General features: G+C 68.6%; 17 protein-coding genes. 12 read left to right on the forward strand and 5 right to left on the reverse strand.

Annotation, left to right across the window (positions count from 1 at the left end; all coding sequences use genetic code 11):
- The first annotated feature begins 6 nt into the window (after positions 1-6).
- Complete coding sequence (gene katG, locus VG502_RS08295; protein WP_325549562.1) at positions 7-2,205, forward strand: catalase/peroxidase HPI; 2,199 nt, start codon at positions 7-9, stop codon at positions 2,203-2,205.
- Positions 2,206-2,512: 307 nt separating this feature from the next.
- Here the strand turns inward: katG and VG502_RS08300 are convergent, their stop codons facing one another.
- Positions 2,513-2,815 (reverse strand): hypothetical protein, encoded by a 303-nt coding sequence (locus VG502_RS08300; protein ID WP_325549563.1) that lies wholly within the window; start codon positions 2,813-2,815, stop codon positions 2,513-2,515.
- Between VG502_RS08300 and VG502_RS08305 the strand changes: the two genes are divergently transcribed.
- From VG502_RS08305 to VG502_RS08315, 3 genes are read left to right on the forward strand one after another with little or no spacing between them, the layout of a single operon-like run.
- The gene (locus VG502_RS08305) at positions 2,772-3,788 is read left to right on the forward strand and encodes a CapA family protein (protein WP_325549564.1); all 1,017 of its coding nucleotides are present in this window, start codon (positions 2,772-2,774) and stop codon (positions 3,786-3,788) included. The genes VG502_RS08300 and VG502_RS08305 overlap by 44 nt on opposite strands.
- Before the next feature lie 50 nt (positions 3,789-3,838).
- Positions 3,839-4,252 carry a VOC family protein gene (locus tag VG502_RS08310; RefSeq protein ID WP_325549565.1) on the forward strand — a complete coding sequence of 138 codons (414 nt, stop codon included), beginning with the start codon at positions 3,839-3,841 and terminating at the stop codon, positions 4,250-4,252.
- Positions 4,249-5,265 carry a GNAT family N-acetyltransferase gene (locus VG502_RS08315; protein WP_325549566.1) on the forward strand — a complete coding sequence of 339 codons (1,017 nt, stop codon included), beginning with the start codon at positions 4,249-4,251 and terminating at the stop codon, positions 5,263-5,265. The genes VG502_RS08310 and VG502_RS08315 overlap by 4 nt, the downstream gene beginning before the upstream one ends.
- A gap of 7 nt (positions 5,266-5,272) precedes the next feature.
- Here the strand turns inward: VG502_RS08315 and VG502_RS08320 are convergent, their stop codons facing one another.
- Entirely contained in the window at positions 5,273-5,632 is a 360-nt protein-coding gene (locus VG502_RS08320) for a winged helix-turn-helix transcriptional regulator (protein WP_325549567.1), read from the reverse strand.
- Between the two features lie 84 nt (positions 5,633-5,716).
- Here VG502_RS08320 and VG502_RS08325 point away from each other — a divergent pair, with 84 nt between their 5' ends.
- From VG502_RS08325 to menD, 6 genes are all read left to right on the forward strand, one after another.
- Complete coding sequence (locus VG502_RS08325) at positions 5,717-6,490, forward strand: NAD(P)H-dependent oxidoreductase (protein ID WP_325549568.1); 774 nt, start codon at positions 5,717-5,719, stop codon at positions 6,488-6,490.
- Positions 6,491-6,515: 25 nt separating this feature from the next.
- Positions 6,516-8,921: a malto-oligosyltrehalose synthase gene (treY, locus tag VG502_RS08330; RefSeq protein ID WP_325549569.1), complete on the forward strand. Its 2,406-nt coding sequence runs from the start codon at positions 6,516-6,518 to the stop codon at positions 8,919-8,921.
- Entirely contained in the window at positions 8,918-10,633 is a 1,716-nt protein-coding gene (gene treZ / locus VG502_RS08335; protein ID WP_325549570.1) for a malto-oligosyltrehalose trehalohydrolase, read from the forward strand. The genes treY and treZ overlap by 4 nt, the downstream gene beginning before the upstream one ends.
- Positions 10,630-11,094 (forward strand): flavodoxin family protein, encoded by a 465-nt coding sequence (locus tag VG502_RS08340; RefSeq protein WP_325549571.1) that lies wholly within the window; start codon positions 10,630-10,632, stop codon positions 11,092-11,094. Before treZ ends, VG502_RS08340 begins: the two co-directional genes overlap by 4 nt.
- A 197-nt stretch (positions 11,095-11,291) precedes the next feature.
- On the forward strand, positions 11,292-12,620 hold the full coding sequence (locus tag VG502_RS08345; protein ID WP_325549572.1) for an MFS transporter: 1,329 nt from the start codon (positions 11,292-11,294) through the stop codon (positions 12,618-12,620).
- A 33-nt stretch (positions 12,621-12,653) separates the two neighbouring features.
- A complete protein-coding gene (gene menD, locus VG502_RS08350) occupies positions 12,654-14,405 on the forward strand; it encodes a 2-succinyl-5-enolpyruvyl-6-hydroxy-3-cyclohexene-1-carboxylic-acid synthase (protein ID WP_325549573.1) in 1,752 nt (583 codons plus the stop codon).
- A gap of 149 nt (positions 14,406-14,554) precedes the next feature.
- Here menD and VG502_RS08355 read toward each other — a convergent pair whose 3' ends face one another.
- Both VG502_RS08355 and VG502_RS08360 read right to left on the reverse strand, forming a co-directional pair.
- Positions 14,555-15,484, reverse strand: a complete 930-nt coding sequence (locus VG502_RS08355) for an aldose 1-epimerase family protein (RefSeq protein ID WP_325549574.1) — start codon at positions 15,482-15,484, stop codon at positions 14,555-14,557.
- Positions 15,477-17,114, reverse strand: a complete 1,638-nt coding sequence (locus tag VG502_RS08360; protein WP_325549575.1) for an AMP-binding protein — start codon at positions 17,112-17,114, stop codon at positions 15,477-15,479. Before VG502_RS08360 ends, VG502_RS08355 begins: the two co-directional genes overlap by 8 nt.
- 186 nt (positions 17,115-17,300) lie before the next feature.
- Here VG502_RS08360 and VG502_RS08365 point away from each other — a divergent pair, with 186 nt between their 5' ends.
- Positions 17,301-19,502, forward strand: a complete 2,202-nt coding sequence (locus VG502_RS08365) for a helicase-associated domain-containing protein (RefSeq protein ID WP_325549576.1) — start codon at positions 17,301-17,303, stop codon at positions 19,500-19,502.
- 112 nt (positions 19,503-19,614) lie between these two features.
- Here VG502_RS08365 and VG502_RS08370 read toward each other — a convergent pair whose 3' ends face one another.
- Positions 19,615-20,448: a TrmB family transcriptional regulator gene (locus VG502_RS08370; protein WP_325549577.1), complete on the reverse strand. Its 834-nt coding sequence runs from the start codon at positions 20,446-20,448 to the stop codon at positions 19,615-19,617.
- Between the two features lie 144 nt (positions 20,449-20,592).
- On the opposite strand from VG502_RS08370, the gene VG502_RS08375 reads away from it, so the two are divergent.
- Positions 20,593-22,647 (forward strand): putative Ig domain-containing protein, encoded by a 2,055-nt coding sequence (locus VG502_RS08375; RefSeq protein WP_325549578.1) that lies wholly within the window; start codon positions 20,593-20,595, stop codon positions 22,645-22,647.
- The last annotated feature ends 129 nt before the right edge of the window (positions 22,648-22,776 follow it).

The raw sequence follows: 22,776 nt of genomic DNA on the forward strand, positions 1-22,776 counted from the left end.
GATGTCATGAGCACCACAGACGAGCAGCCGCTGGCAGAGATCAACGACAGCGGAAGCGACACCGGCAAGTGCCCGGTCATGCACGAGTCCGTGCAGCCCGCGCAGGGCGGCGGCAACCAGCAGTGGTGGCCGCAGCGCCTCAACCTGCGGATCCTCGCCAAGAACCCCGCCATCGCGAACCCGGTCGGCGAGGACTTCGACTACGCGAAGGCGTTCGAGGCGCTCGACCTCGCTGAGGTGAAGGCCGACATCATCAGCACCGTCAAGACCTCGCAGGAGTGGTGGCCGGCCGACTTCGGTCACTACGGCCCGCTCATGGTCCGTATGGCGTGGCACAGCGCCGGCACCTACCGCGTGCAGGACGGCCGCGGCGGCGCCGGGGCCGGACAGCAGCGTTTCGCGCCGCTGAGCTCCTGGCCCGACAACGTGCTGCTCGACCGCGCCCGCCGCCTGCTGTGGCCGGTCAAGAAGAAGTACGGCAAGTCCCTGTCCTGGGCCGACCTGATCGTCCTGGCGGGCAACGTCGCCATGGAGGACATGGGCTTCAAGACCTTCGGCTTCGCGGGCGGCCGCGTCGACGCATGGGAGCCGGACGACGACATCTACTGGGGCGCCGAGACCGAGTGGCTGGGCGACAACACCCGCTACTCCGGCGAGCGCGACCTCGAAAACCCGCTGGCTGCAACGCAAATGGGCCTCATCTACGTCAACCCGGAGGGTCCGGGCGGCAACCCCGACCCGCTGGCTGCAGCGCACGACATCCGCGAGACCTTCGGCCGGATGGCGATGAATGACGAGGAGACCGTCGCCCTGATCGCCGGTGGTCACACCTTCGGCAAGACCCACGGTGCCGGCAACGCCGAGCAGGTCGGTCCGGAGCCGGAGGCTGCGCCATACGAGCAGAACGGCCTCGGCTGGAAGTCGTCATACAAGAGCGGTAAGGGCATCGACGCGATCGGCTCGGGCCTCGAGGTCACCTGGACCTACCACCCGACCCGTTGGGACAACGAGTTCTTCCACATCCTCTACGGCTACGAGTGGGAGCTCTTCCAGTCCGCGTCCGGCGCCAACCAGTGGCGTCCGGTCAAGGGTGGCGGCGCCGACATGGTGCCCGAGGCACAGGGCGACGGCAAGCGTGAGCCGCGCATGCTCACCACCGACCTCTCGCTGCGCTTCGACCCGGAGTACGGCAAGATCTCCAAGAAGTTCCTGGAGGACCCGGAGGCGTTCTCCGACGCCTACGCTCGCGCGTGGTTCAAGCTGACCCACCGCGACATGGGCCCGGCGACCCGTTACGTCGGCACCGAGGTGCCCAGCGAGGAGCTCCTCTGGCAGGACCCGATCCCCGCCACCGAGGCCCCGGGCGCCGACAAGATCTCCGCCGCCAAGCAGCAGATCGCGGACGCCGGCTTCTCGGTCTCCGAGCTGGTCAAGACCGCCTGGGCCGCTGCGGGTTGCTATCGCAACTCCGACAAGCGCGGTGGCGCCAACGGCGCGCGCCTGCGCCTGGAGCCGCAGAAGGGCTGGGCCGTCAACGACCCGGGCGTCACCGGTCCGGTTGTCGCCAAGCTGGAGCAGATCGCTTCTGCGACAGGCGTTTCCGTCGCTGACGCGATCGTCCTCGCGGGCAACCTCGGCGTCGAGCAGGCAGCCAAGGCCGCCGGGTATGACGTGCAGGTGCCGTTCACCCCGGGTCGCGGTGACGCGAGCCAGGAGCAGACCGACGTCGACTCGATGAGCTACCTCGAGCCGAAGATCGACCCGTTCCGCAACTACGTCCAGACCGAGCCGAAGGCACCGCTCGAGTTCCACCTGGTGGACCGCGCCAACCTGCTCAACCTGTCGGCGCCGGAGATGACCGTGCTGATCGGTGGTCTGCGGGTGCTGGGCGCCAACACCGGCGAGAGCAAGGCGGGTGTGCTGACCGATCGTGAGGGTCAGCTGACGAACGACTTCTTCGTCAACCTGCTCGACATCACCGCCGAGTGGAAGCCGGGCGACAAGCCGGGCACCTACGTCGGCAACGGCCCCGACGGCCAGACCTGGACCGGCACCCGTGTGGACCTGGCGTTCAGCGCGAACTCCGAGCTGCGTGCGGTTGCCGAGGTCTACGCCTCCGACGATGCCGCCGAGAAGTTCGTCCACGAGTTCGTCGCCGCCTGGGCGAAGGTCATGGACAACGACCGGTTCGACGTGCGGCGCTGATTCTTGCTGCGACTCCTCACGGCATAGGCAACGGGCCCGGCGAACTTGTTCGCTCGGGCCCGTTGCGTATGCCGGTCGTCGTCTCCGCGCCGGTCGACTTTCATGCGGTGAGGTTAGTCCGGGCTGTCGCCGGGTCCCTCGTCATACGCACAACTCGCTACTGTCGTCAGTTACTCGCCGCGGTTCGCGACGTCGTACTCGTGCTGCTTCTCCGCCGCACGGAAGAACAGGACGCCACCGCCGAACAGACCAACCGGCGATGTCGGTTACGCTCACGCCGCATGTGGCCCGCTCGCTCCCGCTTCCGTCACCGAGCCGCGGCTCTGGCTGCAACCGCCGTGCTGCTGGGCGGGTGTTCCTCCGCGATCGGGTCCTCGCCGGACCGCGGCACGGACGCCGCTTCCACTGCAGCGACCGCCGCACGGGCGCCGTCCAGCGCGTCGCGCAGCACCCCGCCCCACTCGTCGGGCACTTCCTCGAACCCGACGAGCAGTACTTCAGCGTCCGCCTCGAGCAGCGCCTCCTCCGCCCCGAAGTCTTCGGCCGCCCCGAAGCCGGCCGGCTCGGTGACCGTCGCGGTCTCCGGCGATGAGATCCCGCACCCCGCCATACTTTCGACCGCACGGCGGGGCGGCGGCTGGGACTTCGACCCGATGTTCGCCGAGGTGGCGCCGACGATCCGTGCCGCCGACGTCGCGATCTGCCAACTCGAGACGCCGCTGGGTGCGACCGGCGCCAATCTCAGCCATGGATTCATCATGGGCGCGCCGGCGGCATTCGCGACCGGTCTGCGGCGGGCCGGGTTCGACGGCTGCAGCACCGCGAACAACCACACCTTCGACCAGCAGCTGGCCGGAGTGCGGGACACGCGCCGCATCATGCAGCAGGTCGGGCTCCGGGCCGCGGGACCCGGACCCGACGCCTCGCACCCGGGTCAGCCCGCCTACTACCGCGCCAAGGGCTTCACGATCGCGCAGCTGTCCTACTCCTACACACTCGACAACACCGTCGGGAACACGAGGCACGTGCCGGTGCAGGCGCCGTGGGCGGTCAGCTCGATGTACGACATCGTGGGTGTCCGCGGCATCGAGGCGGATGCGCGCGCCGCACGGGCGCATGGTGCGGATCTCGTTCTCGTCTCGATGCATTGGGGCGAGGAGCAGGAGCAGAAACCGACCGACGACCAGCGACGTATGGCGCGGCAGCTCCTGTCGTCCGGCACCGTGGACTACATCATCGGCAACCACCCGCACGTCATCCAGCCGTGCGAGCGCATCCACGGCCGGATGGTCAACTACAGCCTCGGCAACGCGTTGTCCGACCAGACCGCCGGCATCGTCGCGTATGGCGGCAAGAAGTCGACCGACGCGGTCCAGGACGGCGTCATCGCACTCGTCACCTTCCGCCGGGACGCGGCCGGGAAGATCACCTCGACCGAGAAGTTCCAGCCCACCCGCGTCGACCGGGCGGCCGGTTACGTCATACGGCCGGTGACCAAGAGCTCGAATCCTTCGTCGTGGCAACGCACTTCGTCGGTCATCACGTCCGGTGGCAATAGTTGTGGGGCGAAGCCGCTGTCCTGACCGCGGGAAAATCGATGTCCTTCACCGGCCCGGCGACCCAGAATGGCGACATGGAGATGCAACTGAGCATGGTCGTGCTCGAAGTGCGGGATGTGGCGAAGTCGGTGGAGTTCTATCGGGCCCTCGGGCTGGCGATGCCGGACCCGCGCGAGGACCGGCCGGTGTCGCTGTTGCGGATGCCCAGCGGGGTCAGCCTCGTCCTCACCGAGAAGTTCGCGTCGGTCTACGACCCGGCCTGGACTCGCCCTGCCGGCGGCTATCAGCAGATGCTGGAGTTCTTCGCCGGCGAGGACGCCGAGGTCGACGCTATGTGGGACCGGCTGACGGCGGCCGGGTATGCCGGTCGGATGGCGCCGACGCAGACCCAGGGCCCGTATGCCGCGATGATCGACGACCCGGACGGCAACGTGGTGCTGCTGACATCCGACCAAGCAGCGCGAATCTCCAACAAGGACAACGCATGACGCTTCCGTCGGAGGCCGCGGCCCGCGACCGGCTCGACGAGCTACCCGGGATCTCCTGGCAACCGTTCGGGCGCGACGACCTACCGGCGATCGCCGCGTTCTACACCGAGTGTGAGACGTATGACGAGAACCCCGAGCGCAGCTCGCTCGCCGACCTCGAGGAGTTCTGGGACTCGACCAGGTCGGTGCCGGAGGCGGACACCCTGGTGGGACACGACGCCGATGGACGGGTGGTGGCCACGGCCTGGGCCGGGTGCAACCGGGCGATCACCGAACAGCGTCGCGTCCGCCTCGCGGGCGCGGTCCGGCCGGACCGGCGCGGCGAGGGGATCGGCCGGGCGGTCCTGCAGTGGGAGCTCGCGCACGGCCTCGCGTGGGATGACGCGACGCGTCGGGAGGGTTACGGCTCCCTGGTGATGCGTCTGTTCGTGCCGACGGAGCAGACGGATGCACGCGATCTGGCTGCGCGGCACGAAATGCCCACGGAACGCTACTTTTTCGAGATGTCGCGCTGGCTCGACGACGCGTTCGATGTGCCGGCCATCGATGGAGTGCGGCTCGTCGACTGGGACCCCGCGCGCAACGACGAGGTCCATCGGGTGATGGACGAGGCCTTCCGCGATCACTGGGGGCACACCGACATGACCGCCGAGATGTGGCAGGAGAACATCGACTCACACGGGTTCCGGCCGGACTGGACGGTGCTGGCGATCGACGACGGCACCGACCGAGTGATCGGGGCTGCCATGAACTACGCCTGGGAGCAGGACTGGGAGCCGCAGGGTTACACCGAGGGCTACACGGACCAGCTCGGGGTGTTGCGCAGCCACCGCGGGCGTGGCATCGCCGCGGCGCTGCTGCTCGAATCCATGCGCCGCTTCGGCGAGTCGGGCATGCAGGCCGCGGGGCTGGGTGTCGACGCGGCGAACCCGTCCGGGGCGTTGCGCCTCTACGAGAAACTCGGCTACCAGCGCACCGCCAGCACCTGCGCGCACCAGTTCACCCGCTCGTAGTGCCGAATCACGCTGAGTCCGAACGCAGCTCGGACTCAGCCGAGCCTCCGACATACTTCTTGCCCCAGCTGCCGAGCCGGTCGGCGATGTCCGCGAGCGCCATACCGGCTTCGGTGAGCTCGTAGGTGACGCGCGGCGGCACTTCGGCATACACAGTGCGTATGACGACCCCGTCGGCCTCCAGGGCGCGCAGCTGCCGAGTCAGCGTCTTGGCGGAGACAGGCCCCACCTGCCGTTGCAACTCGCCGAAACGGAGCGGGCCGGGCGCGAGCTTCGAGACGGCCGTGAGCTTCCAGTCGCCGCCGGCGACGGCCACGCCGACCTCGATCGGACAGATTTCGAGCGCCCGGCGCACTGGGTCGCGCATGCCCCACTCCGTTCCCGTCATGTCCATTAGTGACATGAATGACCGTACTACCGAAAGACGCACCGTGCACGTAGCGTTCTTGGTATGCGAGCACTACTGATCTCCGCAGCGCCTTCCGCGCACTCGTTGACAGATGATCTGACGCGCACCGCAAGCGCCGAGCTGCGGGCTCAGGGACATGCCGTCGATGTGCTGAATCTCAATGATTTGCAATGGGATGCGGTGGTTCGGCCGACCGACTACGGCATCGCCGAGTTCGAGCGCCCGGTCGGCGACCACGCGGTCGATGCGCGCTGCGAGGGCACCATCGACTCGGTCGTCGACCGGCACCAACGCCTCGTGGAGCGCGCCGACCTGATCGTGCTGATCTTCCCGTTGTGGTGGGCGGGTATGCCGGCAGTCATGAAGGGCTGGTTCGACCGTGTCTTCACCCAGGGGTTCGCCTACGGGCTGCACGACGCCGAGGGCAATACGCGCAAGTATGGCGACGGCGCGTTCGCCGGGAAGCGCGGGCTCGTGATCACCACGACCGGCGACCGGGCGTCCGCCTTCGGCGAGCGCGGCCTCAACGGCAACATCCACGACCTGCTCTTCCCAATCACCCACGGCATCCTCTGGTACACCGGCATCGCGCCGCTGGAATCCCTGGCACTGCTCGGGATCGACACCCCGGACTGGCCGGGCGTCGAGGACGCGCGTGAGCAGGTGCGTGCGCGGTTGGCCTCACTCGAGACGCAGGAGCCCATCCCCTATCGCCGGATGCTGGAGGACTACGACGCCGACCGGCGGCTGCGCGAGGAGCACGCCACAGGCCGCACCGACCTGGCGATCCACCTGCGGTCCGACCGCGCGTCGTGAAGCGGCACCCAGGCATGATGGGGCCATGGCTCGTGACGTCACCAGCACCTACCGGCTGCAGTTGCACGCGGGGTTCACCTTCGCGGACGCTGCCACCCAACTGGACTACCTGGCGGCCCTGGGGGTCTCGCACCTCTATCTCTCGCCGATCCTGCAGGCGGCGACCGGCTCGATGCACGGGTATGACGTCGTCGACCACTCGCGGATCAGTGAGGAGCTCGGCGGCCGGGCGGCGTTCGAGGAGCTGGTGACCGCTGCGCACAGCCGTGGGCTGGGCCTCGTGGTCGATGTCGTGCCCAACCACATGGCGATCCCGGCACCCGAGTCGCTGAACCCGCAGCTCTGGGAGCTGCTGCGCGACGGCCGTGATGCCAGCACCGCTTCGTGGTTCGACATCGACTGGAAGGCCGGCGGTGGCCGGATCGGGCTGCCGTTCCTGGGCAAGCCGCTGGACGAGGTGCTGGCGGACGGTGAGATCACGCTCGATCGGTCCGGGGACGAGCCGGTGCTGCGCTACTTCGACCATGCCTGGCCGCTCGCCCTCGGCACGGACAGCACCGACGATGTCGCGGAACTGCTGCAGCGACAGCACTATCGGCTCGCGCACTGGCGGGCGAAAGACACCGTCCTCAACTACCGGCGCTTCTTCGAGGTCGACACGCTCATCGCCATACGCGTGGAGGAGCCGGAGGTCTTCGATGCTTCGCACGCGCTGCTGCTCGAGCTGAACGACGATGGCCTGATCGACGGCTTCCGCATCGATCACCCGGACGGTCTCACCGACCCGATCGGCTATCTGAACCGACTGCGCGACAAGGCATCTCGCGGAACACCGGTCTGGGTCGAGAAGATCCTCGAGCCCGACGAGGCGTTGCCGCGATCCTGGAAGTGCGCGGGCACCACCGGGTATGACGCGCTGCGCGTCATACAGTCCGCGCTGACCGACCCGGCGGCGGCGACCGTGCTGCAGTCGACGTGGGCCGCGACCGGCGGCGACCGGGACTACACGCACGCGGTGGAGGTCGCCAAGCGGCAGGTCATCGCGCGGTCGCTGCAGCCCGAAGTGGAGCGGTTGACCCGGCGGGCACGCGAGGTGCTGCCCGAGCTGCCCGCCGACAACCTGCGAGCCGCGATCGTCGAACTACTCGTCGCGAGTGAGGTTTACCGCGTCTACGTGCGTCCGGGGCGCAAGCCCACGACGCAGGAGCAGCACCAACTGCAGTCCGCGCACGGGCGCGCGGTCGATGCGCGCCCCGACCTGCAGGAGGAGCTCGATGCCCTGTTGCCGCTCGCACTGCTGACCGATGAGCGCCCGGCCGCCACCGACTTCGGCGTGCGACTGCAGCAGACCTGGGGTCCGGTGATGGCCAAGGGAATCGAGGACACCACCTTCTATCGCTGGGGCGAATTCATCGCCATGAACGAGGTCGGCAGCGACCCACACCTGGTCGGACAATCCACTCCGAGCGAGTTCCACGATTGGGCCAAGCAGCACCGCGGATCGCGCGCGGGCGCCATGACGACACTGTCCACACACGACACGAAACGCAGCGAGGACGTGCGCGCCCGGCTGATCGCCGTCAGCGGCGATCCCAAAGCGTGGCAAGCGATTTCGGATGCAACGCGCAAGGCGGCCAAGCGCGCTCGTGTCGACGGCCGGACCGGGCACTTCGTGTGGCAGACGCTGCTCGGGGCGGGTGAGTTGTCCGACGAGCGACTCACCACTTACCTGCAGAAGGCGCTGCGTGAGGCCGCCCTGCAGACGTCGTGGCTGGACGTGAACGCCGACTACGAGCAACGGGTCATCGACTTCGCGCGCGACATCAACGCAGCCGGCCCGGTGCGCGACGCGATCGACGCGGCGCTTTCCGCCAACGCCAAGGCGATTCGTGCCGTCACGCTCGGCGCTAAGTTGTTGCAGCTGACCATGCCCGGCGTCCCGGACACCTATCAGGGCACCGAGCTCGTCGACCTGTCGCTCGTCGACCCGGACAACCGGCGACCGGTCGATTTCGAGCAGCGCGCGGAGTTGCTGACCACCGAGGACGGCACCGGGCTGGATGCGGAGAAGTTGCACGTGGTCACCACCGCGCTGCATGCCCGTCGTGACCATCCCCGTGTCTTCGGCAACGAATCGTCATACCAGCCAACGGTGTCCAGCTCCGATCATCTCCTCGGATTCAGCCGCTCGGTGTCCCCGAGCCGCCTGACGCCGATCGGACGCAACGGTCGCGAAACCTTCGTCACTCTCACGACGAGAGCGCCCTCAGTGCTCCACCGGTCCCGCGGCTGGCGGAACGCGACCGTCGACCTGCAGCGCGGCGAATGGCACGACCACATCTCCGACGCCACCGTGAGCAGCGAGGGCCAGCTTGAGCTGGCCGAGATCCTCGGCGACTGGCCGGTGGCGCTGCTGGAGAAGCTGTCATGACCGAATTCGCAGTGTGGGCACCGCTTGCCGGCAACACCGTCGAGCTCGCGATCGCTGACCGGGTCCTGCCGATGACTCGCGACGGGGACTGGTGGCGGGCAACCGCCGCCGCCGCTCCCGGCGAGCGCTACGCATTCCGCCTCGACGGCGGCGACGAGCGCCCGGACCCGCGATCCCTCGCCCAGCCCGATGGTCCGCACGAGCGCTCGGCGGTGGTGGACCTGCACGCGCACGAGTGGCACGACCAGGACTGGGCCGGGCAGCCGCTCGACGGCGCGGTGATCTACGAGCTGCACATCGGCACCTTCACTCCTGAGGGCACCTTCGACGCCGCGATCACGAAGCTGGATCACCTGGCCGCACTGGGTGTTTCGCTCGTCGAGGTCATGCCGGTCGCGGCATTCCCGGGCGACCGCGGATGGGGCTACGACGGGGTGGCGCCATACGCCGTGCACGAGGTGTATGGCGGGGCTGCCGCCTGCCAGCGGTTCGTCGACGCCTGTCACCAGCACGGCCTCGGAGTCCTGCTCGACGTCGTCTACAACCACCTGGGACCGAGCGGCAACTACTTGGCGCAATTCGGGCCGTATTTCACCGACCACTACGCCACGCCGTGGGGCAGCGCCGTCAACCTGGACGGCCAGGGCAGCGACGAGGTGCGCCGCTACTTCCTCGAGAACGCGCGAATGTGGTTGCGGGACTTCCATTTCGACGGGTTGCGCCTGGATGCGGTGCACGAGCTGCACGACGGGCGCGCGGTGCACTTCCTGGAGGAGCTGGCAGCGAAGACCGACGAGTTGGCGGCCGAGCTGGGCAGGCCGCTGACGCTGATCGCCGAATCCGACCGCAACGACCCGCGCACGGTGCGCCCTCGCGACGACTCCGGTGCCGGGCTGGGGCTCACCGGCCAGTGGGCGGACGACATACATCACGCACTGCACGTGGCGCTGACCGGCGAAACCCAGGGCTACTACTCGGATTTCGCCGATCCGGAGGCGCTCGGCAAGGTGCTGCGCACGCCGTTCTTCCACGACGGCACGTGGTCCAGCTTCCGCGGCAGGCACCACGGCCGCCCGGTCGACTTCGGCCGGACACCGCCGTGGCGCTTCGTCGCGTCGCTGCAGACCCACGATCAGGTCGGCAACCGGGCGACCGGCGACCGGCTCTCACACTTGGTGAACCCTGGCCGCCTCGCCGGCGCAGCCGCGCTGCTGCTCACCAGCCCCTACACACCGATGCTCTTCATGGGCGAGGAGTGGGGTGCCTCGACGCCGTGGCAGTACTTCACCGACCACCAGGAACCCGAGTTGGCGCAGGCGGTCTCCGAGGGTCGTGCACGGGAGTTCGCCGCGCACGGCTGGTCGGCGAATGTGCCTGATCCGCAAGCGGTTTCGACGTTCAACGACTCGGCCCTCGATTGGTCCGAGACGACCGACGGCGAGCATGCCAGGCTGCTCGACTGGTATGCCGCACTGCTCCGCCTCCGACGCGAGATCCCGGCGTTCACGGCCGCCGACGCGCCGCGAGTCTTCCGCAACGGCGCGACGATCCGGGTGCACCGCGGTGACTACGTCGTCCTGGTCAACCTCGGCGCGTACGACGCCGCGATGCCGGGCGAAGTGGTGCTCGCATTCGGCGAGGTCCGCGGCGGCGGTTCCGAACCGGTCACTGTCGGCGCCGAGTCGGTGGCGATCCTGAAGACGTCCCGGTGACCGCACCACGCCTGCTGGTCCTGCACCACTCCCCGACTCCGCGCCTCCGGTCGCTGCTGGACTGCGTGCTCGCCGGCGCACACCACGAGGACCTGCCGCCGGTCGACATACACGTCGTCGAGGCCCTGTCGGTGACGATCGACGACTTCCTCACCGCCGATGGCTACCTCCTGGGCACGCCGGCGAATTTCGGCTACATGTCCGGCGCGATGAAGCACGCCTTCGACTCGACATACGACGACACCCGCGGCAAGGTGTCGCGCCGGCCGTTCTCGTTCTGGATCCACGGCCGGTCGGACACCACCGGCGCGCGACGTTCGCTGGAATCGATCACGACCGGTCTCGAGTGGCGCCTGGCCGCTGAACCGGTGGAGATCCTGCGCGTCGAGTCCGACGAGCAGCGCGACGCGCTCACCGAGCTCGGCGGCACCCTCGCCGCCGTCGTCGCCGACTCCCCCTGACCGACACACTGACCGACACCCTGACCGACACCCTGACCGACACACCCTCCGCGAGTGACGGCTTCTTCGCCGACTGACGGTCGTATGGCGCCGTCACTCGGCGAGGAAGCCGTCATTCGGCATGGGGGTGGGTGGGTGGGTGGGCCGGCGCGAAAATCGGGTGACGGCTGTCGGTGCCTCGTGGTCGACTGTCCGACGTGCCGAAACCATCCCTGTCCCGAGTCCGCACCGGGCTCGGCCAGCTGATCCCGCCGACTCCCCTGTCGCGGCGATTGTCGCTGCAGTCCTTGCTGTTCGCGACGGCCGAGGGCACCTTCCTGACCGGCAGCGCGGTGTTCTTCACGCAGGTCGTCGGGTTGTCCGCGGCACAGGTCGGTCTCGGGCTGACCATCGCCGGCGTCGTGTCCTTCCTGGTCGCCTACCCGGCCGGACGCGTCGTGGACGTTCTCGGGCCGAAGCGCATGTGGTCGGCGGGCGCGTTGCTCGCGGCGCTGATGTTCGGGCTGTGGCCGTTCATGACGGGCTTCTCGGCATACCTGCTGATGGTGGTGCTGTTCGAGATCATCGAGAACGCCGCGGGCGCCGGCCGCAACGCCTACATCCTGGACGTGATGCCGGAGCAGGAGCGGGTCCGCACCCAGGCCTACATGTACTCCGCGCTCAATGTCGGCTTCACGCTCGGCGCGATCGTCGGTGGCGTCGCACTGGCTTTCGACAATCTCACCGTGCTGCGGTGGATGCCGTTGGTGACATTGGCAATCGGGCTGGTCAATGCCTTCTGGATCGCCCGGCTGCCGCGTGCCTCGCACGACGAACGCGCGGCGAAGCGCGACCGCAAGATCAAGCCCGAGCCGATCCCGGGCAAGGGCCCGCTGCACAACTTCGGCTGGATGGGCGTCAGCTTCTGCAGCGGCACGATGTGGACCAACCAGGTGCTGCTCAACGTCGTGATCCCGCTGTGGCTGGTCGAGGCCACGGACTCACCGCACTGGCTGCTGGCGTGGCTCTTCGGCACCAACACGGTGATGTGCATCTTCCTGCCGGCATACACGACGCGCGGCATACACACGTTGCAGGACGCACTCAAGGCCGTGCGGATCTCCGGTGCGTTCTTCGTGCTGTCGTGCCTGATCACGATGGTCACGCACACCACCTCCGGGTTGCTCACCGTCGCACTCGTATGGCTCGGGCACGTCACGGTGACCGGAGCCGAGCTGGCCGTGTCGGCGAGCAGTTGGGCGTTCCAGGCCGAGCTGATGGATCCGCGGCGACGGGGCGAATACGGCGGCGTGCAGGAGGTGTTCGCGACCCTCGGCGGGCGGTGGGCGCCTGCGGCATACACCTTCCTGGCGCTCAGTTGGCACGGCCCCGGGTGGCTGATCATCGCCGCGATCGTCGTGCTCGCCACGGCCGGGATGCATCCGTCAGTGCGCGCCGCGGAGGCATTCCTCGTGCGCGAAGTCCCCGCCGACGTTCTTGCCCGGGACCGGCCGGCGCCCCAGGAAGCGGCAGCCACCGTCGCCTGACGCGCCCGCCGACCGGTGCGGGAGGATGGCACCGTGAATCCTTCCGCTGCCATCGCAACCGTCCTGCTGGACGAGCTCATCCGCCAGGGTGTGCGTGAGGTCGTCCTGGCACCCGGGTCACGCTCCGCGCCGCTGGCGTATGCCGCCGAGGCGGCCGAACGCGCCGGACGCCTGCGACTGCACGTGCGGGTCGACGAGCGGTCCGCGGCATACCTCGCGCTGGGCCTGGCCAAGGCATCCCGTATGCCGGTGCCGGTCATCACCACGAGTGGCACGGCCGTCGCGAACCTCTACCCGGCCATGCTCGAGGCAGCGCACGGGTACGTTCCGATGATCCTGCTGACCGCAGACCGGCCGCAGGAATTGCGCGGCACGGGCGCCAACCAGACCACCGACCAGGTGAAGATCTTCGGCGGCTCGACGCGGTGGTTCCACGAGTTCGGCACGCCCGAGCGTCGTCCCGGCCAGCAGGCGATCTGGCGTTCGGTCATCGGCCGCGCGGTCGCGGAGTCGCGCGGCTACCCGTCCGGCGACCCGGGCCCGGTGCATCTGAACGTGCCGTTGCGTGACCCGCTGGTCCCGGACCAGCTCGACGACACCGACGCGGACTGGCCGGAGAGTCTCACCGGCCGGCCGCACGGCGAGGCCTGGCTCAGCCTGCGCCAGCCCGACTCACACGGCCGAGGTGCCGTGACCGGGTCGGGCATCGCTCCGGTGCCGAGGACGCTGGTGCTGCTGGGTGACCTGCCCGCCGCCCACCATTCCTCCGAGCTCGCCGAGCTCGCCGACGCCGCCGGCTGGCCGATCATGGCCGAGCCCTTCGGCGCCTACCGCCGTGGCCGCGTGACGCCCAACGGCCCGTTGCTGCTGCGCGCGCACGACTGGGTCGACGATCACCTACCCGAGCGGGTGCTGATCGGTGGACGCGTCACACTCGACCGCGAAGTCGCCCGGCTGCTCAGCAATCCGGCCGTCACCGTCGAAGCGGTCACACCGCTGACCTCGTGGGCCGACCCCGGTCACGTCGTGCGCCGGGTGCACGACTGGGACGACATCGAACGCAGTCACCAGGCCGTCGCATCGTGTGTCGATCGGGCGTGGGCGTCGCAGTGGCGCACCGCCGGTCAGGTCGTGGCTGCCGCGGCGGTGCCGCTGATCGAAGCCAGCTGGCCGAGCGGGCCGTCCGTGGCGCGCACCGTGGTGCACAGCCTGCCCGCCGACTCCGGCATGTACATCGGCTCGTCCAACACGGCCCGCGACGTCGACCTGGCCCGTGATCCGCGCGAGATCACGCACGGTGTCGTGGCGGTCGGAAACCGCGGACTCGCCGGCATCGACGGCGTGATCTCGTCGGCGATCGGTTTCGCGCTGGCCCGCGCGCCGCATCCCGCCGTGGCCCTGGTCGGTGACCTGACCTTCCTGCACGACACGAACGCGTTGCTGATCGGCCCGCACGAGCCACGCCCGGATCTGACGATCGTGGTGATGAACGACAACGGCGGCGGTATCTTCGGCACCCTCGAGCCGGGCCGTGACTCACTGTCCGGGCCCTACGAGCGGATCTTCGCCACCCCGACCGACACCAACATCAGTGAGCTGTGCGCGGCACACGGCATCGAGCACGAGTATGTCGGTGACGCCGACGTCCTTGCCGACCGGATCGCCAATCCGGGCAAGGGGATTCGCGTGTGTGAGGTGCGCATCTCGCGTGACGGCCAACGCGAGTTCCGCGCCGAGCTCGGCGCGGCCGCAGCCGCGGCACTGGCGCCCAAGCCGACCGAGTAGTCACGCCGGACCCTCTTGCCGAGAGGACACCAAAACACCGAGAGGACACGAAATTCGGGCGATTTTCCGCCGATTTTCGTGTCCTCTCGGTCGTTGGGTGTCCTCTCGGCGAAAGAGGGCGGCGGGACTTGCTGCTGCCGGACGCGACATCAGCCGCGGTGGGTGACACCCCACCGGCCGGACCAGGTGTCGCCGGGTTCGAGCACGACGAGCGCCTCGCCGGTGGCGAATGCACCAGCCGGGCAACTCATCGGCTCGACCGCGACGCCGGTGCGGCGGGCGCGTTCTACCGGCAGGGAGTCACCGGTGAAAACCTGTGTATAGCCGAAGTGTTCGGCCTCGGCCCACAAGGTGGTGCTGCGGTCGCCATTGCTCAGGGTGATCCGCCAGCGGCCGTCCTCGTCCGCGCTCAGCCCGGTGAACGCCGTGTCGAGCACGGCTCCCCCGATTTGCCGCGCGCTGCGGAAGTCGTAGTCGGTGTCGTCCACCGGCTTCGTACCGGTCGGCAACAGGCGATCGTCGACCGTCAGGTAGTCGGCGGCCGGCAGCGTCAGCGTCAGCTCGTCCACCGAGTCCTCGCCTGTGGTCAGGTAGGGATGCGCACCGAAACCGAACGGCGCCCGCGTCGACCCGACGTTCGTGGCGCTCGGCGTCACCGTCAGGCCGTCGTCGTCGAGTTCATACCGGACCCGCAGATCGAGTATGGCGCCCCACCCCGGGCTGGGCATCAGCCGAAGCCCAACGGTCACAGTCGAATCCGTCCGTTCGACGAGCGACCACTGCTCCCATCGGACCAGCCCGTGCGAGGCATTGAGCCGGGCCGGCTCGGTCAGCGGCAACTGCTGGGATGCCCCGTCGAAGGTGTATTTGCCGTCGGCGATGCGGTTCGGCCACGGCATGAGCAACTGACCGCGACCGGCATCCGCCTTGGCATCGGTCGGGTAGCCGAAGAGCGCGGGACGACCGCCGGCGTCATACGACCGGATGCCGCCGCCGACGCTGACGACGGTGAGTCGCTGGTCGCCGTGAGTGATCTCCCACTGCTCCCCCGACGGTGGAATCGCTTGTGTCTCAGTCATTGCCGAGGATCTTACGCGCCGCCTCGCGCATCTCGACCTTGCGGATCTTGCCCGTCACCGTCATCGGGAACGCGTCAGTGACGTGCACATAACGCGGGATCTTGTAGTGCGCCAGCCGCCCCTTGCAGAACTCCTGTATGGCGCCCGCATCCAGCGGCTCCTCCCCGGACCGCATGACGATCCAGGCCATCAGCTCCTCGCCATACTTCTCGTCCGGGACACCGATGACCTGCACGTCGGCGATCTTCGGATGCGTGTAGAGGAACTCCTCGACCTCGCGCGGGTAGATGTTCTCACCGCCACGGATCACCAGGTCCTTGATGCGGCCCACGACGTTGACATAGCCGTCGTCGTCCATCGTCGCCAGGTCGCCCGTGTGCATCCAGCGTGCGCTGTCGATCGCCTCGGCGGTCTTCTCCGGTTGCTCCCAGTAGCCGAGCATCACGCTGTAACCGCGCGTGCACAGCTCCCCCGTGCCACCCTGCGGAACCGTCAAACCCGTTGCGGGATCGACGATCTTGACCTCCAGGTGCGGCATGACCCGACCAGTTGTCTCGGTACGCCGCGCCAGCGTGTCATCGGTGCGGGTCATCGTCGAGACCGGCGAGGTCTCGGTCATGCCGTAACAGATCGCGACCTCGCTCATGTTCATCTCGGCGATCACCCGCTTCATGACCTCCACCGGGCACGGCGATCCGGCCATGATGCCGGTGCGCAGGGTGCCGAGATCGAAGCTGCGCTCACCCTGATCAACGAGGGCGAGCTCTGCGATGAACATCGTGGGCACGCCATACAAGGACGTACAGCGTTCTGCCTCAACGGCTTTCAGCGTCGCCTCAGGCTCGAAGGACGGCGCGGGGATCACCATACAGGCGCCGTGTGAGGTCGCCGCGAGGTTGCCCATCACCATCCCGAAGCAGTGGTAGAAGGGCACCGGCAGGCAGATGCGGTCCTGCTCGGTGTAGCTGACCAGCTCACCGACGAAGTAGCCGTTGTTGAGGATGTTGTGGTGCGAGAGCGTCGCGCCCTTGGGGAATCCCGTTGTGCCAGAGGTGTATTGAATGTTGATCGGGTTGTCGGCGGACAGCCCCTCGGACCGCTGTGCCAACTCGTCGGCGGTGACCCGTGCCGAACCGGCGACCAGGTCGTCCCAGGTCGGGTCGCCGATGTAGACGACCTGCTGCAGCTCGCGGCACTCACCACGCACCTGCTCGACCATCGAGCGGTAATCGGAGGTCTTGTGGGTCTGCGCGCTGACGATCATCCGCATGCCGGATTGGTTGACGACATACGCCAGCTCGTGGGAGCGGTATGCCGGGTTGACGCAAACCATGATCGCGCCGATGCGTGCCGTCGCGTACTGCACCAGGGTCCACTCGGGGCAGTTGGGTGACCAGATGCCGACCCGATCCCCCTTGTCGATGCCGGCGGCCATCAGTCCCCGCGCGACCTCGTCGACGGCCGCGTCGAATTCCGTGTAGGTCCAGCGGCGGCCGCTGGGAAGGTCGACCAGCGCGTCCCGGTCCCCGAAGCGCTCGACCGTCCGTCGCAGGTTGTCGCCGATCGTGTCACCGAGCAGCGGTGTCTGGGATGTGCCACTGGCGTATGACGGGTGGCTGGCAACGGGCATCGGGGACCTCCTGGGGTGACTACGTGTCGTGTCTCACATTAGGTCAGGGCACGCCGCGATGGCATGCCTCTGCCGTCGGCGGCGTCCGGATCCGTTGATGCCGTGGTTCGTCCTTCTGGGCGAGCGACCTGTTGGAGCCTCGTGCACCCGACGCCTGGCTCGCCACCAGGGACATATCCTTGCCCCGTGCCGAAGTCCGCCCGCAGTTTCGCCGACGACCTGCGCGCGCGCAGCGACGACCAACTGCGCGTGCTGCTGACGGCACGCCCCGACCTGACCCGCCCCGCGCCGGGAGACCTGACCTCGCTTGCCGCCCGTGCAGCGACCCGCGGCAGCGTGCAACGGGCCCTGGACGGCTTGTCGGCCGACCACCTGCGCGTGCTCGAAGCGGTCCTCGTCGGTGGGTCCGAGGCCGCCCCGAAACTCCTGTCCGCCACCAAGCGCGCCGTTCAGGCGGCCTGCCGCTCCTTGTGGGATCGCGCCCTCCTGTGGCGCAGCCCCGAGGGCTACCGCCCCTGCCGCGCCGTCTCGGAGATCCTGAGCAGCCCCGCCCGGCTGGGCCCGCCGGCGCGCGATCTCGGTGTGCCCGATCGCAGTGCGGATGCTCCCGCGGCATACGAGAACCTCAGTGAGGCAGCGCGATCCGCGATTGACCGGCTGCTGTGGCGGCATCCGCGTGCCAGCTTCGAGGGGGCTTCCGCCACCGGCGTCCTGGACGAACTGCTGGCCGCCGGGCTGGTGGTCCGCACCGACGACGGCGGCGTGATCCCCCGTGAGGTCGGACTCGCGCTGCGCGGCGGCCGGCTCTACGCGGACGGCATCGATCCACCGGCCGTGCCGACCGAGCAGCTCTCCGCGCACGACGTCGACGCGGATGCGGCTGCCGCCGCCCTCGACATCCTCTGGCGGGTCGACACCCTGGTGCGGCTGTGGGATCAGTCTCCGCCGCGGGTGCTGCGCTCGGGCGGGCTGAGTGTCCGCGACCATCGCGCCGCCGCGAGTGCGCTCGATGCCGACCTCGAGCTGGCGGCATTCGTCATCGAGATCGCGTATGCCGCACGACTCATCGCCAACGACGGCGACTTCGAACCCAGCTGGCTGCCGACCACCGCGTATGACGACTGGGTCGACGCGGACACCGGGACGCGCTGGGCCGCGATCGCGACCGGCTGGCTGGACAGTTCCCGCGCCGCCTCGCTCGCCGGCACCTCCACCGACCAGGGCACGATCAACGTGCTGAGCACCGAAGTGGGCTGGCCGATGATGCGGTCCCGCAGACGCGATGTCCTGGAGATCATGGCAGCACCCGGTCAATCCGTCACCGTGCCAGCGGAATACGTCGACGCGATGCTGCACTGGAAGCGGCCGCTGCGACTGCCCGCCGGTGCGCCGACCCGCTCCGGCGAAGTACTGCGCGAAGCGGCCTGGCTCGGAGTCACCGGCCGTGGCGTGCTGTCCGGCCCTGGTCGCGCTCTGCTGGCGGGTCAGGACGCCGCGGCGGCGATGACCGGCGCGCTGCCTGCGCCGGTCGACCACCTGTTACTGCAGGCCGATCTCACCGCTGTCGCACCCGGCCCGCTGACCGACGAGCTGCACTCGCTGATGCAGGCAGCGGCTGATGTCGAATCCCGCGGTGGTGCAACGGTTTACCGGTTCACCGACAAGAGCATTCGACGAGCATTGGATGCAGGGCGGTCGGCGACCGAGCTGATCGAGCAGCTCACCGTTGCCAGTCCGACACCGGTGCCGCAGCCGTTGGAGTACCTCATCGCGGACGTCGCCCGGCGACACGGCCAGACCCGGGTCGGGACGGCGACCTGCTACCTGCGCAACGACGACCCCGCGACGCTCGACGCGATGACCAACGACCGCAACCTGTCGGCCCTACAACTGCGAAAGATCGCCCCGACGGTCGTCGTCTCCCCCGCCCATCCGACCACCGTGCTGGAAATGCTGCGCCAGCACGGATATTCGCCGGTCGCCGAAGGTCAGGACGGGCACGTCGTCCATGTCGGCAGCAACCACAGTCGCGCCGCTGCGCCGCGCGGGAGCGAGCCGCCACGGCTGGATGCCGTCACCGACGAGCTGATCGACCAGGTGATCGCGCATGCCCGCCGCGGTGAGCAGGCGTCCGCGGGACGCGCCCTGAACAACTCCGGACCACGCATCCCGTCGACCGATCCCACGGTGACGCTGGCGATGTTGCAGGATGCGGCCTCGGAGCAGTCCGCCGTCTGGATCGGCTACTCCGACACCGACGGCGCGCTGCACCGGACGCTCTTCCGGCCACACCGTGCCGATGGTGGCCGGGTCACCGGTGTCGTCGGCGACGGCTCCGAGTCGCGCACGTTCTCGATCCACCGCATCACCGGCGTGGCCCCGGCGTAGCGGGTCGAGTAGCGGTGAGGAACGAGCCGCGTATCGAGACTCGGCGACCGTTGTTGGTTTCGATACGGCCTCCGCCGCTTCGCTCCCCCGGCCTACTCAACCCGCCAACTCCTCAGACGTCGAAACCTGCCTCGCGCGCGGCGTCGAGCACGGGCCGGCCGGCCTCCCACAATGCCTCGAAGGCGAAGGTCAGCGACGCCGCCAGATCAGGGTGCTCGACCAGCACGTTCGTGGCGGTCAGGCCGCCCGCGACGGGATCGGTCAGCGAGAACAGCGCATGGGTGCCGTTGACCAGGCACAGCTTCATCGGCACCCTGTCGACGATCCGGCCCTGCTCGCCCGCTGCGGCGAATTCCCTGAGACTCTCGACTGATTCGGCCGAGTCGAGGACTTCCTTCTCGTAGCAGCAGCGCACGTCGCCGCCCGACTCGGCGATCCTTCGGGTCGCGTCGAGGCCGGGCTGGTCATTGTCGACGACATACGGCTTGCGGGTGAAGAGCAGCATCGAGCTGGTGGCGCGGCGCTGCAACTCGAGGAACCGCGCGCCGAGGCTCGCCGGGTCGCGCAGGAACTCCACGAAGGCCAGCGGCGCCTGCTCCTGCTGACCGCTGCTCCACAGGCCGGCCAGCTCGTCCGACACGCCGTCGGCACTCAGCGCGAGAGCACTCAACCGCTGGCGATGCTCGGCGACCAGTCCGGAGATCGCCACCCGGGGATCCGTCGCGGTGAACGCGACCACCTGACCGCTGACCGGGCGGGCCAGCCCGCGCTGCACCAGCCCGTCGACCACGTCGTAGATCCGCTGCCGCGGGATCCGCGCACTCCGTGCGAGCTCGACCGCGGTCGACGTATTCCGTTGCACGAGAACGGCATACGCCTTGGCTTCGTATGACGTGAGCCCTAGGTCACGCAGCACGCGGGTGATCTCGGCAAGGTCCGGCGACATGTGGTCCATCATCCGACCGCTCGCAGCTTTGACCAAACCCTTGCCATCTCTTGACCCCTTGCTGGCGGACGCCGGGAGTAAGTTCCCCGGTTGCCACCACTAACAAGTGGTGACAATTCTGAAGGTTACCTGAAAGGACACCTGATGTCGTCAACCAAGCTGCGACACAGCCGGCGAAAAGCAGCCGGCGTCGCACTTTTCGGAGTTGTCGCCGCGTTGCCTCTCGCCATGACCGGCGGTACGGCGTATGCGCATCCGGACCACGGCTCCGTGCAGCCGGCCCACAAGGCAACGCACGCCGCGTCGTCCACGACCTCGGTTTCCGGCACCCCGGTGAAGGGGTCGGTGAAGGTCGAACACGTCTGTTCCCAGCACGTTGCGAAGGGCATTGCGAAGTGCTTCGCGCTGAAGCAGACCAACGCCGTCGAGCCCAACCGGATCGTCCCGCGTGCCGTGACGCCGAACGCGACGCCGTCGGGCTACGGCCCGAGCGACATCCAGTCCGCCTACAACCTGCCCGCCGCCGGTGCCGGCACCACGGTCGCGATCGTCGACGCGTATGACGACCCGAACGCCGAGTCCGACCTGGCCGCCTATCGGCAGCAGTACGGCCTGTCCCCCTGCACCACCGCGAACGGCTGCTTCACCAAGATGAGCCAGAGCGGCTCGACGAACAGCCTGCCGACACCCGACAGCGGCTGGGCGGGCGAGATCTCACTGGACCTGGACGCCGTCAGCGCGGCCTGCCCCGCCTGCCACATCCTGCTGGTCGAGGCGAACACCGCGAGTATGGACGACCTCGGAACCGCTGTGAACCAAGCGGTTTCGCAGGGCGCCAAGTACGTCTCGAACAGCTACGGAGGCAGCGAGGACAGCAGCACCACCACCGCCGACAGCCAGTACTTCAAGCACACCGGCACGTTCATCACGGCCAGCACGGGCGACAGCGACTACGGCGCCGAGTACCCCGCGACATCGGCATACGTGACCGCCGTCGGTGGCACCTCGTTGTCCCGCAACAGCGGGACCAGCCGTGGTTGGAGCGAATCTGTTTGGAAGACAAGCACTTCCGAGGGCACGGGCTCGGGTTGTTCGGCATACGTGAGCAAGCCGTCCTTCCAGACCGGCGTCAGCACCGGGTGCAGCAAGCGCGCCGAGGCCGACGTCTCCATGGACGCCGACCCGGCGACCGGCCTGGCCGTCTACCAGACGTACGGCGGCAACGGCTGGAGCGTGTATGGCGGCACCAGCCTCGCCTCGCCCCTGCTGGCCGCCACCGCGGCCGTCGCGGGCGCAGCAGGCCACTCGACCTACGGCAACGACCTGTCCTACTCGCACACCGGTGACTTCAACGACGTCACCAGCGGCAACAACGGCAGCTGCGGCACCGTGCTGTGCAACGCCGGTGTCGGCTGGGACGGCCCGACCGGCAACGGCACCCCGAACGGGGTGGCGGGCTTCGGCGCCGGCACCACCTCCGGCGTCAGCGTCACGAACCCGGGGAGCAAGAGCAGCCCGGTCAACACTGCGGCCTCACTGCAACTCGCGGCGAGCGGCGGCACTGCGCCATACACCTGGAGCGCGAGCGGCCTGCCGACCGGCCTGTCGATCAGTGCCTCCGGCCTGATCTCCGGCACGCCGACCACGGCCGGCACCTACTCGGTGACGGCGACCGCGAAGGATGCCACCGGCAAGACCGGCACGACGACCTTCAGCTGGACGATCACCAGCGGCTCCGGTGGCTCCTGCACCGCGCAGCTCGTGAGCAACTCCGGCTTCGAGTCGGGCGCGACCGGCTGGACGCAGAGCAACGACCAGATCATCGGCCAGTGGGGTTCCTACGAGCCCACGCACGGCGGCTCGTATGACGCGTGGCTCGACGGCTACGGCCAGTCGCACACCGACACGTTGTCGCAGAGCATCACGATCCCGTCCGGCTGCACCGCGAGCCTGTCGTTCTACCTGCACATCGACACGGACGAGTCCGGCTCGACGGCATACGACAAGCTGGCTGTGAAGGCCGGGTCGACCACGCTGGCGACCTACTCGAACGCCAACGCGGCCGCCGGCTACACCAAGCACACGATCAACCTGTCGGCATACGCCGGCCAGACCGTGACGCTCACCTTCACCGGCACCGAGGACAGCTCCCTGCAGACGTCCTTCGTGCTGGACGATGTGACGACGCAGCTGTCCTGATGAAGCCCGGTCCCGTTTTGGATTGAGCGGCATACACACGCATTGAGCGGCGTACGGAAATCGTGGATTTCCGTACGCCGCTCAATGCATTGGTATGCCGGTCAATCTTGGCGAGCCCGCCCGCGAGGC

This window comes from Flexivirga sp. (assembly GCF_035551235.1).
In the GTDB taxonomy this organism is placed as follows: Bacteria; Actinomycetota; Actinomycetes; order Actinomycetales; family Dermatophilaceae; genus Flexivirga.